This is a genomic window from Streptacidiphilus sp. MAP12-16, from assembly GCF_041262165.1.
GTDB lineage: Bacteria > Actinomycetota > Actinomycetes > Streptomycetales > Streptomycetaceae > Streptacidiphilus.
In genome coordinates this window covers 1-16242 of sequence record NZ_JBGCBY010000045.1, presented here as the reverse complement: position 1 = coordinate 16242, position 16242 = coordinate 1, and the positions used below count along the sequence as shown (strand labels likewise).

The window sequence follows — 16242 nt, the reverse complement described above, 5'->3', positions numbered from 1 at the left end:
GTGAGTCGCGCGAATGAAAGGCATGTGAACAGCCACGATCTACCGGCCGGTAGCCGGTAGTTATGGATCATCGGGGCTTTCAGGGTCGAACACTCGTCGGGCGGGAAGGGTTACCTCCAAGAGTGTGTACGAGCTGGCGGAGGTGCACGTGAAGGTAGGGCTCGTCACGCGGGAGTTCCCGCCGGACGTCTACGGTGGGGCCGGGGTCCATGCGGAGTTCCTGGCGCGGGAGTTGACCGGTCTGGTCGATCTGGCCGTGCACAGCTGGGCCGGCCCGGGGCTGCCCGGCGAGGCGGCGGGGGCGGCAGAGGGGGCGGGGGTGCGGCGGCATCCGGCGGCGCCCGGGCTGGAGGACGCCAACCCCGCGCTGCGCACCCTCTCCGTCGATCTGGCCGTTGCGGCCGCCGTCGCGGACCGCGACCTGGTCCACTCCCACACCTGGTACGCGAACCTGGCCGGGCATCTCGCCAAGCTCCTCTACGGCATCCCGCATGTGCTGACCGCCCACTCCCTGGAGCCCCTGCGCCCGTGGAAGGCCGAGCAGTTGGGCGGTGGCTACGCCGTGTCCAGCTGGATCGAGCGCACCGCGGCGGAGGCGGCCGACGCGGTGATCGCCGTTTCCGCCGGGATGCGCCGCGACCTGCTCGCCTGCTACCCGGCCCTTAGCCCGGAGCGCGTGCACGTGGTCCACAACGGGATCGACACCGCGCTCTACCGCCCCGATCCGGGGACGGAGGCGCTGCGGCGGCACGGCATCGACCCGTCCAGGCCCACCGCGGTCTTCGTCGGACGGATCACCCGGCAGAAAGGCGTGCCGCATCTGCTGCGTGCGGCACGGCAGTTCGACCCGTCGATCCAGCTGGTGCTGTGCGCCGGCGCTCCCGACACCGAGCAGGTGGACCGCGAGTTCCGGTCCCTCTTCGCGGAGTTGGGCGCGTCCCGGGAGCACGTCCACTGGATCCCGGAGATGCTGCCCCGCCCCGAGGTGGTGCAACTGCTCTCGCACGCCGACGTGTTCGTCTGCCCCTCGGTCTACGAGCCACTGGGCATCGTCAACCTCGAAGCCATGGCCTGTGGCACCGCCGTCGTCGCTTCGGCCGTCGGCGGCATCCCCGAGGTCGTCGCTGACGGGCACACCGGTCTGCTGGTCCCCTACGACGAGCAGCAGCCGGAGCAGTTCGAGAAGGCGTTCGCCGAAGCCGTCAACGGTCTCGCCCTCGACCCCGAGCGCGCGGCGCGCTTCGGGGCGGCCGGGAGGGCCCGTGCCGTGGCCGAGTTCGGCTGGGACGCCATCGCCCAGCGAACCGTCGAGGTCTACCGGGCCGCGCTGGACCGGAAGCATTGACGCCCGCTGGGCCAGGGCGATGTCGGAACCGCAGGACAGCAGGGCAAGTCCACAGCAGGCGTCGAGGGTCGCAGGGGAGTGTCCATGGTTGTGATATCAGGTGGGCCGTCGGTACTGGGCATCGTCCTCGCAGGCGGGGAGGGCAAGCGGCTGATGCCGCTGACCGCCGACCGGGCCAAGCCGGCGGTTCCCTTCGGCGGGGCCTACCGCCTGATCGACTTCGTGCTGTCCAACCTGGTGAACGGCGGCATCCACCGGATCTGCGTACTCACCCAGTACAAGAGCCACAGCCTGGACCGGCACATCACGCAGACCTGGCGGATGACCGGCATCCGCGGCGACTACGTCACCCCGGTCCCCGCGCAGCAGCGGCTCGGCCCGCGCTGGTACCTCGGCAGCGCCGACGCCATCTACCAGTCGCTGAACCTGGTCCACGACGAGCAGCCGGACTACATCGTGGTCTTCGGCGCGGACCACGTGTACCGGATGGACCCGCAGCAGATGCTGGAGCGCCACATCGAGTCGGGCGCGGGGGTGACGGTCGCCGGGATCAAGGTCCCGCGCAGCCAGGCGTCCGAGTTCGGCGTCATCACCACGGCGGGCGACGGCCGCCGCGTCGAGGGCTTCCTGGAGAAGCCCGCGTCGCCGCCGGGACTGCCCGGCGACCCCGACCGGATCTTCGCCTCCATGGGCAACTACATCTTCACCACCAAGGTGCTGCTGGACGCGCTGCAGCGGGACGCCGAGGACGAGGGCTCGGTCCACGACATGGGCGGCAGCATCCTCCCGATGCTCACCGAGAACGGTCAGGCCGAGGTGTACGACTTCGACGACAACCGGGTCCCCGGCGAGACCGAGCGCGACCACGGCTACTGGCGCGACGTGGGCACCCTGGACGCGTACTACGACGCGCACACCGATCTGATCTCGGTCCAGCCGGTGTTCAACCTCTACAACCGGCTCTGGCCGATCTTCACGCATCCCGCGCAGCGGCCGCCGGCGAAGTTCGTCGCGGGCGGGATGGCCGCCGAGTCGATGGTGAGCACCGGGTGCATCATCAGCGGCCAGGTCACCGGATCCGTGCTGGGCCCTGGCGTGGTCGTCGAGTCGGGCGCCGTGGTCCAGGAGTCGGTGCTGATGGACGGGGTGCGGGTGGGTCGCGGCGCGGTGGTGCGCAAGGCGATCCTCGACAAGAACGTGACCGTGCCGCCGGGCGCCGTCATCGGCGTCGACCCCGTGCGTGATCGCGAGCTCTACACGATCTCGGCCGGCGGAGTGGTCGCGCTCGGCAAGGGGCGGCGGGTGCGCTGAGCCCCGGACCTGGGATCGGTTCACCGGCCTGGAGTAGTGCGCCGGGCGGGGATGCGGGGGCGGCCATACGTTCGTGATGGTTCCGCCCGCACAACGGGCATCCCCGTCATGAGAGGGCGTCACCCATGAGCACCACGCGCCGGTCCCTTGCCGTCGCCGCCGCTGGGCTCGCGGCGCTCGCTCTGACCACCACCGCCGGCTGCTCCAGCAGCGCCAAGAGCAAGGCCGCCAGTGCGGTCAGCAGCGCGGCCGGTGTGGCCGCCTCCGCCGCCAAGGACAAGGTGTCGAGCGCCGCCTCCGGAATCAAGGCCTCCGCCTCGGCTCTGGTCTCGGCGACGGCATCCGCGACCTCGACCGCGATCCCGACCGCGGTGTCCACCGCCGTCGCGAAGAGCGTCACCGTCGGCGCGTTCTGCTCCGCCGCCGGAGCCGCCGGGGAGACCGGTCAGGGCCTGGCGGTGACCTGTACCGCGGACAGCAGTGGGAAGAACCGTTGGAAGTCCGTCGCCGTTTCCGGCACCAACGCCAACGCCGGAGCCTTCTGCGCTACGGTCGGCTCCAGTGCGACGGGAAGCAGCAACACCGCCCTCGTGTGCAAGGCCGGTTCGGACGGCCGGGACCGCTGGACCAAGAAGTAGTCCCGACTGCGTTCCCAGGGAAGGCGACGGACCGGCGGGTACGAGGACCGAGCCGAGGAGAGCGAAGCCGATGGCACTGCACAGCGGTCAGCAGGACGACAAGGGCGAGAACCTGGTTGCGGTGAACCCGTTCCTGGGAGCGGCCAACCCCGTACCGGGCATGGACTTCGCGCCGCCCAAGAACCGGTTGCCGGACGGGCCGATGGCAGCGGACACGGCGTACCAGGTCGTGCACGACGAGCTGATGCTCGACGGCAACGCCCGGCTCAACCTGGCGACCTTCGTCACCACCTGGATGGAACCCCACGCCATCGCGTTGATGGCCGAGTCCGTCGACAAGAACATGATCGACAAGGACGAGTACCCGCAGACCGCCGAGCTGGAGCGCCGCTGCGTCGCCATGCTCGCCGACCTGTGGCACGCCCCCGACCCCGAAAACGCGATCGGCTGCTCCACCACCGGCTCCAGCGAGGCGTGCATGCTCGCCGGCATGGCCCTCAAGCGCCGCTGGATGCGCCGCAACCCCGAGCGCTACGCCGCCGGCCACCGGCCGAACCTGGTGATGGGCGTCAACGTCCAGGTCTGCTGGGACAAGTTCTGCAACTTCTGGGAGGTGGAGCCGCGAACCGTCCCCATGGAAGGCGAGCGCTACCACCTGGACGCCGCCTCCGCCGTCGCGCTCTGCGACGAGGACACCATAGGTATCGTCGCCATCCTCGGCTCGACCTTCGACGGCTCCTACGAGCCGGTGTGGGACATCTGCGCCGCCCTCGACGAGTTCCAGGAGCGCACTGGCCTCGACATCCCGGTGCATGTCGACGGAGCGTCGGGCGCCATGGTCGCGCCCTTCCTCGACGCCGAGCTGAGCTGGGACTTCCGTCAGCCCCGGGTGGCCTCCATCAACACCTCGGGTCACAAGTACGGCCTCGTGTACCCGGGCGTCGGCTGGGCCCTGTGGCGCGACCGGGAGGCACTGCCCGAGGAACTGGTGTTCCGGGTCAACTACCTGGGCGGCGAGATGCCGACCTTCGCGCTGAACTTCTCCCGCCCCGGCGCTGAGGTCATCGCCCAGTACTACACCTTCCTCCGGCTCGGCCGGGAGGGCTACCGCGCCGTCCAACAGGCCAGCCGCGACGTCGCCATGTCGCTGGCCCGGCGGATCGCGGACCTCGGTCCGTTCCGGCTGCTGAGCAAGGGCGACGAGCTACCGGTGTTCGCCTTCACCACCAAGGACGAGGTCACCGCCTTCAACGTCTTCGACGTGTCGCGCCGGCTGCGGGAGCGCGGCTGGCTCGTCCCCGCCTACACCTTCCCCGACCACCTCAGGGACCTGGCCGCGCTGCGTATCGTCTGCCGCAACGGGTTCTCCGAGGACCTGGCCGACCTGCTGATCGCCGACCTGACCCGGCTGCTCCCCGAACTCCAGGCGCAGCCGGGCCCGTTGCACCGACCCGAGGCCTCGACCGGCTTCCACCACTGAACTCGACGGTCACTAGTCCACCGGCACGGTGACAGAGGAGGGGTCACCGGCCGGGGAGCCGAAGGTGAGCCGCGCGCCGCTCGGGTTGTGGCTGATGTACAGGGGGTCGACGGCGCTCACCAGCAGGGTCAGATGATGGCCCGGGGGGACGTCGTAGGCCGTCGCCTGCAGCCGGAAGTCGGCGCTGACGGCGGCTCTGGCCCTCGAAACCGTAGGGGGCCTGGGTGACCAGCCTGCCGATGCTGCCTCTGGCGGCGGTCGATGTGATGCCTTGTCAGCGGGACGAATCGGGCGGTGCCCGCGCTCAGGGCCAGAGTAGCTCGCGTGTCCAGCTCGGGTGCGGGTCCGACGCCGATGCCGACGCCAGCTCCGAGGCCAGGTCCGATGTCGGATCCGATACCGCCGCGGCCGGGGCGTCGAGCCGGTAGCGGAGCCGGATGTGGCCGCGGGCCGGGTCGCCCTGCCAGAACTCGACGGCGGTGGGGCGCAGCATGAACAGCGCGTGTCCGGGGTCGACGAGTCCCGGGTCGGCGGCGATGCGCGCGTGGGCTTCGGCGAAGGCGCGCGAAAGCAGGGCCGGGTCGGCCAGCGGCCGGCTCTGCCGCCCTACGAGCGTGGCCGCCCGGGAGCCCGGCAGCCGGGACAGGAAGTCGGCGGCGGCCACCTCCGCGCCGGCGCGGACGACGGGACCGCGCAGCCGGATCTGCCGTCCCTGCTCGCGCCAGTGGAAGCCGAGCGCGGCCTGCGGCCGAGCCGCCAGCTGGCGGGACTTCGGGCTGTCCGCGCAGGTGGCGAAGCTCCAGCCGTCGGGCCCCGCGTCACGCAGGGCGACGACGCGCAGGTCCGGGCACCCCGCGTCGTCGACGGTGGCGAGGGTCATCGCGTGGGGTTCGCTCACGCCGTCGGCGACGGCCTGCGCCAGCCAGGCGAGGAACAGCGGAAACGGTTCCTCAGGGGCCTGCTGCGGCTCGAATCCGGGGAGCGGTCCGCTGAGCATGGGGACACCGAAGAGCAGCTCGCGAACCTTCGAGAGCCCTGGGTCACTCCGGTCCATCGCTGCTCCCTCTGGTTCGTCGCGTGGTCGTCGCGTGGTCGTCGCGTGGTTCGTCGCGCCGGCGCGTCGCGAAGGGTTCCTGCCCGGGACAGGCGGACATCGTAACGGTCCTTCGAGTGACGGGCGGTCAGTGGCGGGCAGTCAGCCGGCGTGCGCGCCGTTCGCGCCGAGCGCGGCGGCGATCGAGCTCGCCAGCCGGTCGAGGTAGTCCTGTGGGAGGGGGGTTCGCACCACGGCGAGGCGCCAGTACAGCGGGCCCGCGATGAGGTCCAGGGCGAGGTCGGGGTCGGTGTCCGCGGGCAACTCGCCGCGTCCGACGGCCTTGCGGACCAGCGCCGCACTGCTCTGCCGCTGGGCCTCGCGCAGGGCCACGGCCAGGGTCTCGGCGATCTCGGGGTTGCGGGCGGCCTCGGCCAGCAGGTCGGGGACGATCTGTGCGGCCAGCGGGTGGCGCAGGACCCGGGCGACGACGTGCACGAACATCCGCAGGTCGTTCCGGAGCGATCCGGTGTCGGGGAGGACAAGTCCGAGGGCGGCGACTTCGGAGACGACCTCGATGACCATGGGGAGTTTGGAGCGCCAGCGGCGGTAGACGGCGGTCTTGCCGACTCCGGCGCGGCGGGCGACGGCCTCGATCGAGAGCCTGCCGTAGCCGGTCGCGGCCAGCTCCTCGAACACCGCGCCGCGGATCGCCTCGGTCACGTCGTCGCGCAGAACGGCAGCTCCCGCGGGGGCGCGCCTGAAGGTGTCCGGCCTCGCTGCTCTCCTTGAGTCCCCTGTCAGCATGTGAGGATTGTAGCGTCACGACGAAACGGTTGCGTTCTCACGTCGCACCCCCTAGTTTCACCATTACTACGACGAGACGATACCGTTCCGTCGTGTCGGTCGGGGGCGAAGGCTTGGGAGTAGCGTGTCCACGGTGTACGAGCAGCGGGTGGCAGGTGCCGCCCTACTGGATCAGGACGCGGGGCTGAGCCCCGCCGATTTGGCGGCCAAGTACGGACTCTCGGTCAGCGGAAAGCGGCCGTCGCTGGGGGCATACACCCGGCAGTTGTGGTCGCGGCGGCACTTTATCGTGGCGTACGCTACCGCGCGGTTGACCGCGATGTACACGGCAGCGAAGCTGGGGCAGATCTGGCAGGTGATGACGCCGCTGCTGAACGCGGCCGTCTACTACCTGATCTTCGGTGTGCTGCTGGGGACCAGGAACGGGATCCCCAACTTCGTTTCCTATCTCTGTGTCGGCGTGTTCGTGTTTCAGTTCACGCAGTCGGCGGTGCTGTCAGGGACGCGGTCGATCGCGGACAACCTGGGGCTGATCCGGGCGCTGCACTTCCCGCGGGCGTGCCTGCCGATCGCGTTCACAGTGATCCAGCTGCAGCAGCTGATGTTCTCGATGGGCGTGCTGGGTGTGATCATCCTGGTCACTGGGGAGCCGGTGACGCTGCGCTGGCTGCTGCTGGTGCCGATTCTGCTGCTGCAGTCGATGTTCAACGCGGGTCTGGCGATGTTCATGGCCAGGATCGGGGCGAAGACCACCGACATGGCGCAGCTGATGCCCTTCATCATCCGCACCTGGATGTACACCTCGGGCGTGTTCTGGAGCGTCAACACCTTCACCCACAAGGCTCCGCACTGGGTCGCGTTGATCCTCGAGAACAACCCCGCGCTGATCTTCAACGACCTGATGCGGTACTCGCTGATGACCTCGGTGCCGGCGAGCAGCCTGCCCCACCACGTCTGGCTGGTCACGCTGGCCTGGGCCGTGGTCATCGGCGCCGGCGGATACATGTTCTTCTGGAAGGCGGAGGAGGAGTACGGCCGTGGCTGACACCTCGACGAGTGATGTGAACGTGGCGGCCGCGCCTGCGACCGCGGAGCCGGCAGCGAAGCCGTCCGGTGCGTCGGCGGGGCGCCCCGGGCGGGTTCCGACGGTGATCGTGGACGATGTCCATATCATCTACAAGATTTATGGGGCGGGTGCGGGGCGGGGTTCGGCGACGTCGGCGTTGTCGCGGATCGTGAAGCGCAAGGCGTCTCCGGCGTTGTCGGAGGTGCATGCGGTCAAGGGGATCAGTTTCACCGCGTACAAGGGTGAGGCGATCGGGTTGATCGGCTCGAACGGGTCGGGTAAGTCGACGACGTTGTCTGCGGTGGCGGGGTTGCTGCCGACGGCGTCGGGGTCGATCTACACCGATGGGCAGCCGTCGTTGCTGGGGGTGAACGCGGCGATGATGAACGATCTGACCGGTGAGCGGAACGTGGTGCTGGGGTGTCTGGCGATGGGCATGTCGCATGCGGAGGTGCGGGAGAAGTACCAGGGCATTGTGGACTTCTCGGGGATCAACGAGCGGGGGGACTTCATCTCGTTGCCGATGCGGACGTATTCCTCGGGTATGGCGGCGCGGTTGCGGTTCTCGATCGCGGCGGCCAAGACGCATGACGTGCTGTTGATCGACGAGGCACTGGCGACCGGGGACACCGCGTTCCAGAAGCGCAGTGAGGACCGGATCCGGGAGTTGCGCAAGGAGGCCGGGACGGTGTTCCTGGTCTCGCACAACAACAACTCGATCCGCGACACCTGCGACCGCACCATCTGGCTGGAGTCCGGAGTGATCAACGCGGACGGCCCGACCGACGAGATCGTCAAGATGTACGAGGACTACATGAAGGGCCGCAAGTAGCCCGAGTGGATACGGAGAGTCGCTGCGGGGAACCGCGCGTGACGCCGTGACAGCTCGTTGCCGCCACCCCCGGCGACGGGTTGTCACACCCGAGTCCTAAGCTAGGAGCAAGATCCGCGGGCTGTCCCTGAGATCTCGCTGGGATCTCGCTGGGATCTCGCTTGGGAGGCTGGCGTCGCCCGGGCGTGTCCGCTGTGGGCAGGCCGTGAAGATCGGTGTAGAACGGGGGGGTGGCGGTCATGACAGTGCGTCGGCAGGAGCCCAGCGCTGTACTGGACAAGGCGGACCGGGAGAACTTCCCCGTCGCCCCCTTCTTCATGCCCCCCGCGATGCGGAGCGGGTTGATGGCCGTCTACGGCTTCGCCCGGCTCATCGACGACGCCGGGGACGGCGATCTGGAGGACCCGCAGGCCACCGCGGAGCTCCTCGGCCTGCCCGGTGCCGCGCTTCCGTCCGAGGTCGGCGACGGGGCATTCGAGGTCGGCAAGGGGACGGACCAGGAGACCGGGTTCCGGCTGGCGCTGCTGGACGCGCTCGAGGCGGACCTCGACCGGGTCTTCGAGACCGTTCTCTCCTCGCCGGGCGCCGAGCCTCCGCGCCATCCGCTGATGGCCGCGCTCTGCCCGGTGGTCGACGCCCACGGTCTGACGCCCGAACCGTTCCGCGCCCTGATCCAGGCCAACCGGGTCGACCAGGTCACCACCCGCTACGCCACCATCGACGACCTGATGGGTTACTGCGAGCTCTCCGCCAATCCGGTCGGACTGCTCGTGCTGCAGCTCGCCGGGCTCGCCACGCCCGAGCGGATCCGGCGCTCCGACGCGATCTGCAGCGCCCTGCAGATCGTCGAGCACCTCCAGGACGTCGCCGAGGACCGGGCCCGTGGCCGGATCTACCTCCCCACCGAGGACCTCGCCCGCTTCGGCGTCGCCGAGACCGACCTCGACGCCCCCCATGCGAGCCCGGCCCTGCGGGCCCTGGTCGCCCACGAGGCCGCGTTCGCACGGGATCTGCTGGACGAGGGCGCTCCACTCGTCGGCAGCGTCGCCGGCCGGCTGCGCCTGCTGCTGGCCGGCTTCGCCGCCGGCGGCTACGCCGCGCTCGAGGCCGTCGCGGCGGCTGACAACGATGTGCTCGCCGGGGCGCCCAAGCCCCGGAAGGCCCGCCTCCTGCGCGAGGTGGCGGTGACGCTGGTGAGAGGAAGGTGAGTCGGCGAATGGAGGGGTCTCCACAGGTATCCCCACAGGTCATCGCGGCGTATCGATACTGCGAGGCGGTGACGGGGGCTCAGGCCCGCAACTTCTCCTACGGCATCAGGCTGCTGCCCGCGTCCAAGCGACAGGCCATGTCCGCGATCTACGCCCTGGCCCGCCGGATCGACGACATCGGTGACGGCGACTGGTCCGACGAGCGCAAGGCGGTGCACCTGGCCCGGACCAGGGAGCTGCTCGACGAGATCCGCGAGGGCTCGGTCGAGCCCGAGGACACCGATCCGGTCAAGGTCGCCCTCGCCGACGCCGCCGCCCGCTTCCCGATCCCGCTGGATGCCTTCGACGAGCTCATCGACGGCGTGGAGATGGACGTCCGCGGCGCCGAGTACCAGACGTTCGAGCAGCTGCGGGTGTACTGCCGCTGCGTCGCGGGCACCATCGGCCGCCTCTCGCTGGGCGTCTTCGGCTGCACCGACCCCAAGCGCGGCGCGGAGTTCGCCGACACCCTGGGCCTCGGACTCCAGCTCACCAACATCCTCCGCGACGTCCGCGAGGACGCCGTCAACGGCCGTACCTACCTCCCTTCCGAGGACCTCGCCCGCTTCGGCTGCGAGCAGGGCTTCGCGGTTCGTCCCGTCGTCGGCGCGGACTTCACCGGACTGGTGCGCTTCGAGGCCCAGCGGGCCCAGGCGTACTTCGACGAGGGGCTGCTGCTGCTGCCGATGCTCGACCGGCGCAGCCGCGCCTGCGTCGCTGCGATGTCCGGGATCTACCACCGGCTGCTGGAGCGCATCATTCGCGAACCGGAGGCCGTGCTGCGCGGCCGCGTCTCCCTGCCCGCATGGGAGAAGGCGTACGTGGCGGTGTCCGGGCTGGCCGGAGGGCGTGCTTCTTGAGGGCCCGTCCGCCAGGGGCGGCCTCGCGTCTCACGTTTGTCACGCAGAGTCGCCGGGGAACCACTGAGGGTCTGTTCCCTGTACAGGCAGGCACTGCGGGCACGATCAGGGAGAGGAACATGAACGGGCGGACGGCGGTGGTCGTCGGCGGGGGGCTTGCGGGAATCACTGCCGCGCTGCGCCTGGCTGACGCGGGGTCAGCGGTCACCCTGGTCGAGGCGCGCCCACGGCTGGGCGGCCTGGCTTTCTCGTTCCGGCGCGGGGACCTGTGGGTCGACAACGGCCAGCATGTGTTCCTGCGCTGCTGCGTCGCCTACCGAGGGCTGCTGCAGCGCCTCGGCGTGACCGACCAGGTCGAGATCCAGCAGCGTCTGGACGTCCCGGTGCACGACGTCGCCACCGGGCGGACCGGGTCGCTGCGCCGGGCCGGGCTGCCCGTGCCGCTGCACCTGGCCAAGAGCCTGGCGCTGTACCCGCACATGAGCACGGGCGAGCGGCTGGCCACCGGACGGGCCGCGCTGGCCCTGCGCGGCCTCGACCTGGACGACCCGGCGCTGGACCAGGAGTCCTTCGGCGAGTGGCTGCGTCGGCACGGCCAGTCGGACCGGGCCGTGGAGGCACTGTGGGACCTGGTCGGGGTGGCCACGCTCAACGCCACGGCCGAGCAGTCCTCGCTGGCGCTCGCGGCGATGGTGTTCAAGACCGGACTGCTCAGCGACCCCGGCGCGTCCGACATCGGCTTTGCCAAGGTCCCGCTGGGCGCGCTGCACGACGACGCGGCGCGTGCGGCGCTGGAACGCGCCGGTGTGCGGGTGCTCCTGCGGGCGCGCGTCACCGACGTCAAGCCGGCGGAAGAGCCGGGTCGGCACAGCGTCCTGCTGGAGGGCGAGCGGATCGACGGCGGTGCCGAGCGGATCCACGGAGTGGACTCGCTGGTCCTGGCGGTCCCGCAGGACGTCGCACACGAACTCCTGCCGCCCGGCAGCCTGAAGGAGCCCCAGCGCCTGCTGGAGCTGGAGTACGCCCCGATCCTCAACATCCATGTGGTCTACGACCGCAAGGTCCTGGACCGGCCCTTCCTGGCCGCGCTGGGCTCTCCGGTGCAGTGGGTCTTCGACCGCACCTCGCACTCGGGGCTGCGCGGTCCCGGGCAGTACCTGGCGCTGTCGCAGTCGGCGGCGCAGGCCGAGATCGAGCTGCCGGTGGCCGAGTTGAGACGGCGCTACCTGCCGGAGCTGGAGCGGCTGCTTCCGGCCGCGAAGGGGGCCCAGGTCACGGAGTTCTTCGTGACCAGGGAGCGCACCGCGACCTTCGCGCCCGCTCCGGGCTCCGCGCGCCTGCGGCCGCCTGCCCGCACGCTCACCCCGGGCGTCTACCTGGCCGGGGCGTGGACCGCCACCGGGTGGCCCGCGACCATGGAGGGCGCCGTCCGCAGCGGCACCGCCGCCGCGAGGGCGGCCCTGGCCACCGTCCCGGTGGCCGGCTCATGACGTGACGGACGCGCAGACAGGTTGGTTATGACAGCGACAGCAGCCCGGCAAGCGAACAGTCAGCACGAGAACGGAGAGGGACCAAGAGTGGTTTCGAGCCATGAAGAGACTCGCCCGGCGCGACCGGTGGATGTGCAGTCCCTGCTCGAACGAGGCAGAACCCTGTGCACTCCCGTGCTGCGGGAGGCCATCGGACGACTGGCACCGCCCATGGACCGGGTCTCCGCCTACCACTTCGGTTGGACCGATGCCGAGGGCCGCCCCACCGAGGGGGACGGCGGCAAGGCGGTCCGCCCGGCCCTCGCCCTGCTCTCGGCGCAGGCGGCGGGCGTCCCCGCCGAGGTCGGCATCCCCGGTGGCGTCGCTGTCGAACTGGTGCACAATTTCTCGCTGCTGCACGACGACCTGATGGACGGCGACGAGCAGCGCCGCCACCGCGCCACGGTCTGGACCGTCTTCGGCCCGGCCCAGGCCATCCTGGTCGGCGACGCCATGTTCGCCCTCGCCAACGAGGTGCTGCTGGAGGCGGCCGACAGGGGCGGCGCCACCGGCGTCGACGCGGGGCGCGCGGTGCAGCGGCTCACTCTGGCCACCCGCAAGCTGATCGACGGTCAGGCCCAGGACCTGTCCTTCGAGCACCGCGACCGGGTCAGCGTCGCCGAGTGCCTGGAGATGGAGGGCAACAAGACCGGCGCGCTGCTCGCCGCGTCCGCCTCCGTCGGCGCGGTCCTCGCCGGGATCGACGACAAGGCCGCCGACGCCCTGGAGCGCTACGGCTACCATCTCGGACTTGCCTTCCAAGCCGTGGACGACCTGTTGGGGATCTGGGGAGCCACCGAGGTCACCGGGAAGCCCAACTTCGGCGACCTGCGCCAGCGCAAGAAGTCCCTTCCGGTGTCCGCCGCACTGGCCGAGGGCGGCCCCGCGTCGGTCCGGCTGGCCGAGCTGCTCGCCGATCCGGAGGGACGCGGACACGAGGACGAGGAACAACTCGCGGTCCGCGCGGCTTTGATCGAGGAGGCGGGCGGTCGCGCGTGGACCGCCGACGAGGCGCGCAGGCAACACCTGACCGCCCTCGCGGCCCTCGACGAGGTGTCCATGCCCGCCAACGTTCGCGAGCAGTTCGCCTCGCTCGCCGAATTCGTCGTGGTCAGGGAGAGGTGACGTTATGACAGCAACCGCGGACGGCCGGCTCGACCCACAGTACGAAGCAGAGCCGGTCGCGGAGAGCGCCAGCACAGAGGCAGCAGCATCGGACAGCGGAACGGGGGACGAGTCCGACACCCCCGCCTCAGCCCGGGAGGTGCCGGCCCAGGAAGTGCCGGCCCAGGAGGTGGCGGCAGCGGACATGCCGGCCCCTGACGTTCGCACGCTGGCGGCCGAGACCCTGGAGCGTGCCACCGCCCACCTGCTCGGCCTGCAGGACCAGGCCGGCTGGTGGAAGGGCAACCTGGAGACCAACGTCACCATGGACGCCGAGGATCTGCTGCTGCGCCAGTTCCTGGGCATCAGGACCGAGGAGCAGACCCACGCCACCGCGGACTGGATCCGCTCCCAGCAGCAGCCGGACGGCACCTGGGCGACCTTCTACGGGGGCCCCGCCGAGCTGTCCACCACCATCGAGGCCTACGTCGCCCTCAAGCTCGCCGGCGACGACCCCGAGGCCCCGCACATGCGCCGGGCGTCCGCGTACGTCCGTGAGCGGGGGGGCATCGCCGCGGCCCGGGTGTTCACCCGAATCTGGCTGGCCCTGTTCGGCTGGTGGCCCTGGGAGCGGCTGCCGGAGCTTCCGCCCGAGGTCATCTTCCTGCCGCGGAGCTTCCCGCTGAACATCTACTCGTTCGGCTGCTGGGCCCGGCAGACCATCGTCCCGCTGACCGTGGTCTCCGCGCACCGCCCGGTCCGCGAGGCCCCGTTCGCTCTGGACGAGCTGCACACCGACCCGGCCGACCCGTACCCGGTCCGGCCGTTCGCCGCCCCGAACACCTGGGACGGCTTCTTCGAGCGGCTGGACCGGGTGCTGCACCTCTACCACCGGATGCCGGTGAAGCCGGTGCGGCGGCTCGCCCTGCAGCACGCCGCCCGCTGGATCGTGGACCGTCAGGAGGCCGACGGTTGCTGGGGCGGGATCCAGCCCCCCGCGGTGTACTCGCTGATCGCCCTGCACCTCCTCGGCTACCCGCTGGACCACCCGGTGATGGAGGCGGGACTCGCCGCCTTCGACCGGTTCACCGTGCACACCGACGAGGGCCACCGCTGGATCGAGGCCTGCCAGTCGCCGGTCTGGGACACCTGCCTGGCCGTCGTCGCGCTCTCCGACGCCGGACTGCCCAAGGACCACCCGGCACTGGTCACCGCCGTCGACTGGATGCTGAGCGAGGAGATCACCCGGCGCGGCGACTGGTCCGTGCAGCGTCCGCAGCTCCAGCCGGGCGGCTGGGCCTTCGAGTTCGAAAACGACAACTACCCCGACATCGACGACACGGCCGAGGTCGTGCTCGCCCTGCGCCGGGTCGTACACCCCGATCCGGCACGGATCGACGCCGCCGTCGAGCGCGGGGTCGAGTGGACCCTGGGCATGCAGTCCAAGAACGGCGCCTGGGCCGCCTTCGACGTCGACAACACCAGCACCCTGCCCAACAAGCTGCCGTTCTGCGACTTCGGCGAGGTGGTCGACCCGCCCTCCGCCGATGTCACCGCCCATGTGGTGGAGATGCTCGCCGCCAACGGGCAGGCGGCGGACCACAGGGTCCGCCGCGGCATCGACTGGCTGCTGCGCGAGCAGGAGGAGGACGGGTCCTGGTTCGGCCGCTGGGGCACCAACTACATCTACGGGGTGGGTTCGGTCGTGCCCGCGCTGGTCGCCGCCGGGATCCCGGCCTCGCACAGCTCGGTGCGCCGCGCCGTCCGGTGGCTGGAGGAGCACCAGAACGCGGACGGTGGCTGGGGTGAGGACATGCGCTCCTACAGCGACCGCAGCTGGGCCGGGCGCGGTACCTCGACCGCCTCGCAGACCGCCTGGGCCCTGATGGCGCTGCTCGCCGCCGGGGAGAGTGGCTCGGTCACCGACCGGGGCGTGCGCTGGCTGGCCGCCACCCAACTGCCCGAAGGGACCTGGGACGAGCCGGAGTTCACCGGCACGGGCTTCCCCTGGGACTTCTCCATCAACTACAACCTCTACCGGCTGGTCTTCCCGGTCACGGCCCTCGGCCGCTACCTCCACGGCACCCCCGAGCTGGGCGCGCAACCCGCGGGCTCCGCGAAGTCGTTCACCACCCGGATCGCCGCCGGGTTCCCCCCACCCGCTCCCACCCCCGTGTCCGGAAGGCTGCTGCCCTCCCTGACCGGGAGGCGGCTGAGATGAGGCTGCGATGAGCTCGGCGACGCAGGGACCGCAGGCGGCTGGGGTGACCCTCCTCGCCTGCGCCCTGCGCGCCGAGCTGTGGGCGCTGCGCGGGAACCGACCAGGGGCGCGGCTGCTTCTTACAGGTATGGGCGGGCAACGGGCCGGGCGTTCCGTCAGCAGTGCGCTGGCGCAAGGGGAGCGCGCGCCCGGCGCGTTCCTCTTCGCGGGCTTCGGTGCCGCCGTGGGACCAGGAATATGTCCCGGGGATGTGCTGGTTGCGACTGAGGTGCGCGATGTCGAGGGAGGGTCGACGGGGCTGCCACTGGCCGGCGGTCTCGCGGAGTCACTGCGCCGAGCGGGACTGACCGTTCACACCGGGCCGCTGTTCAGCGCCGACCGGGTGGTACGCGGTGCCCAGCGCGCCGAACTGCACGCCGCGGGCGTCCTCGGCGTCGACATGGAGACCGCCGCCGCACTGCGCGCCCTGCCCGCCGGGCTTCCGGCCGGCGCGGTCCGGGTCGTCGTCGACACCCCCGACCAGGAACTGCTCCGCCCCGGCACCCTCGTCCACGGGCTGCGCGCCTGGCGCGTCCTGCGGGCGACCGCCCCCGTCCTCGCCGCCTGGCAGCCGTCCAGGACCGGCGACAACCCGCCCAGTAGTACGCCGTACTCCAGAAAGGCCCGGTATCCACGATGACCGCGATCTCGCTCGGAATGCCGTCCACGCCGTTGAAGCCGCTTGCTGTGCGGCGGAAGAGTCGTCAGATCATGGTCGGCAGTGTGGCGG

Annotated in this window: 14 protein-coding genes and 1 pseudogene; 12 read left to right on the top strand and 3 right to left on the bottom strand. The window is 70.9% G+C overall.

Annotated elements, in window-relative coordinates; genetic code table 11:
- The first annotated feature begins 148 nt into the window (after positions 1–148).
- From glgA to ABIA33_RS36085, 4 genes are all read left to right on the top strand, one after another.
- On the top strand, positions 149–1345 hold the full coding sequence (gene glgA, locus ABIA33_RS36100) for a glycogen synthase (protein ID WP_370088066.1): 1197 nt from the start codon (positions 149–151) through the stop codon (positions 1343–1345).
- An 84-nt stretch (positions 1346–1429) separates the two neighbouring features.
- Positions 1430–2656 carry a glucose-1-phosphate adenylyltransferase gene (gene glgC / locus ABIA33_RS36095; RefSeq protein ID WP_370088064.1) on the top strand — a complete coding sequence of 409 codons (1227 nt, stop codon included), beginning with the start codon at positions 1430–1432 and terminating at the stop codon, positions 2654–2656.
- Between the two features lie 125 nt (positions 2657–2781).
- On the top strand, positions 2782–3294 hold the full coding sequence (locus ABIA33_RS36090) for a hypothetical protein (protein ID WP_370088062.1): 513 nt from the start codon (positions 2782–2784) through the stop codon (positions 3292–3294).
- A gap of 70 nt (positions 3295–3364) precedes the next feature.
- Positions 3365–4774, top strand: coding sequence for a glutamate decarboxylase (locus ABIA33_RS36085; RefSeq protein ID WP_370088060.1), 1410 nt, complete (start codon positions 3365–3367; stop codon positions 4772–4774).
- Positions 4775–4786: 12 nt separating this feature from the next.
- Here the strand turns inward: ABIA33_RS36085 and ABIA33_RS36080 are convergent.
- The 3 genes and pseudogenes from ABIA33_RS36080 to ABIA33_RS36070 all read right to left on the bottom strand — a co-directional run.
- Positions 4787–5015, bottom strand: a pseudogene (locus tag ABIA33_RS36080) (CocE/NonD family hydrolase C-terminal non-catalytic domain-containing protein); the annotation flags it as partial.
- Positions 5016–5078: 63 nt separating this feature from the next.
- Positions 5079–5828, bottom strand: coding sequence for a pyridoxal 5'-phosphate synthase (locus ABIA33_RS36075; RefSeq protein WP_370088058.1), 750 nt, complete (start codon positions 5826–5828; stop codon positions 5079–5081).
- A 141-nt stretch (positions 5829–5969) separates the two neighbouring features.
- Positions 5970–6614, bottom strand: coding sequence for a TetR/AcrR family transcriptional regulator (locus ABIA33_RS36070; RefSeq protein WP_370088056.1), 645 nt, complete (start codon positions 6612–6614; stop codon positions 5970–5972).
- Positions 6615–6747: 133 nt separating this feature from the next.
- On the opposite strand from ABIA33_RS36070, the gene ABIA33_RS36065 reads away from it, so the two are divergent.
- From ABIA33_RS36065 to ABIA33_RS36030, 8 genes are all read left to right on the top strand, one after another.
- Positions 6748–7659: an ABC transporter permease gene (locus ABIA33_RS36065; protein ID WP_370088115.1), complete on the top strand. Its 912-nt coding sequence runs from the start codon at positions 6748–6750 to the stop codon at positions 7657–7659.
- Entirely contained in the window at positions 7652–8512 is an 861-nt protein-coding gene (locus tag ABIA33_RS36060) for an ABC transporter ATP-binding protein (RefSeq protein WP_370088054.1), read from the top strand. Before ABIA33_RS36065 ends, ABIA33_RS36060 begins: the two co-directional genes overlap by 8 nt.
- A gap of 239 nt (positions 8513–8751) precedes the next feature.
- Positions 8752–9720, top strand: a complete 969-nt coding sequence (gene hpnC, locus ABIA33_RS36055) for a squalene synthase HpnC (RefSeq protein WP_370088052.1) — start codon at positions 8752–8754, stop codon at positions 9718–9720.
- 8 nt (positions 9721–9728) lie between these two features.
- Complete coding sequence (gene hpnD, locus ABIA33_RS36050) at positions 9729–10619, top strand: presqualene diphosphate synthase HpnD (RefSeq protein ID WP_370088050.1); 891 nt, start codon at positions 9729–9731, stop codon at positions 10617–10619.
- A gap of 119 nt (positions 10620–10738) precedes the next feature.
- Positions 10739–12109 carry a hydroxysqualene dehydroxylase HpnE gene (hpnE, locus tag ABIA33_RS36045; RefSeq protein ID WP_370088048.1) on the top strand — a complete coding sequence of 457 codons (1371 nt, stop codon included), beginning with the start codon at positions 10739–10741 and terminating at the stop codon, positions 12107–12109.
- Positions 12110–12136: 27 nt separating this feature from the next.
- Positions 12137–13273 carry a polyprenyl synthetase family protein gene (locus ABIA33_RS36040; protein ID WP_370088046.1) on the top strand — a complete coding sequence of 379 codons (1137 nt, stop codon included), beginning with the start codon at positions 12137–12139 and terminating at the stop codon, positions 13271–13273.
- A gap of 4 nt (positions 13274–13277) precedes the next feature.
- The gene (shc, locus tag ABIA33_RS36035; protein WP_370088044.1) at positions 13278–15473 is read left to right on the top strand and encodes a squalene--hopene cyclase; all 2196 of its coding nucleotides are present in this window, start codon (positions 13278–13280) and stop codon (positions 15471–15473) included.
- A 7-nt stretch (positions 15474–15480) separates the two neighbouring features.
- Positions 15481–16152, top strand: a complete 672-nt coding sequence (locus ABIA33_RS36030; protein ID WP_370088042.1) for a 1-hydroxy-2-methyl-2-butenyl 4-diphosphate reductase — start codon at positions 15481–15483, stop codon at positions 16150–16152.
- Positions 16153–16242 lie beyond the last annotated feature (90 nt).

Bases quoted from the DNA above. Each gene is read 5' to 3' on its own strand.
- ABIA33_RS36075 (WP_370088058.1), bottom strand. From the start codon at position 5,828: ATGGACCGGAGTGACCCAGGGCTCTCGAAGGTTCGCGAGCTGCTCTTC.
- hpnD (WP_370088050.1), top strand. From the start codon at position 9,729: ATGGAGGGGTCTCCACAGGTATCCCCACAGGTCATCGCGGCGTATCGA.
- shc (WP_370088044.1), top strand. From the start codon at position 13,278: ATGACAGCAACCGCGGACGGCCGGCTCGACCCACAGTACGAAGCAGAG.
- ABIA33_RS36070 (WP_370088056.1), bottom strand. From the start codon at position 6,614: ATGCTGACAGGGGACTCAAGGAGAGCAGCGAGGCCGGACACCTTCAGG.
- hpnC (WP_370088052.1), top strand. From the start codon at position 8,752: ATGACAGTGCGTCGGCAGGAGCCCAGCGCTGTACTGGACAAGGCGGAC.
- hpnE (WP_370088048.1), top strand. From the start codon at position 10,739: ATGAACGGGCGGACGGCGGTGGTCGTCGGCGGGGGGCTTGCGGGAATC.
- ABIA33_RS36040 (WP_370088046.1), top strand. From the start codon at position 12,137: ATGACAGCGACAGCAGCCCGGCAAGCGAACAGTCAGCACGAGAACGGA.
- ABIA33_RS36090 (WP_370088062.1), top strand. From the start codon at position 2,782: ATGAGCACCACGCGCCGGTCCCTTGCCGTCGCCGCCGCTGGGCTCGCG.
- ABIA33_RS36085 (WP_370088060.1), top strand. From the start codon at position 3,365: ATGGCACTGCACAGCGGTCAGCAGGACGACAAGGGCGAGAACCTGGTT.
- ABIA33_RS36030 (WP_370088042.1), top strand. From the start codon at position 15,481: ATGAGCTCGGCGACGCAGGGACCGCAGGCGGCTGGGGTGACCCTCCTC.
- glgC (WP_370088064.1), top strand. From the start codon at position 1,430: ATGGTTGTGATATCAGGTGGGCCGTCGGTACTGGGCATCGTCCTCGCA.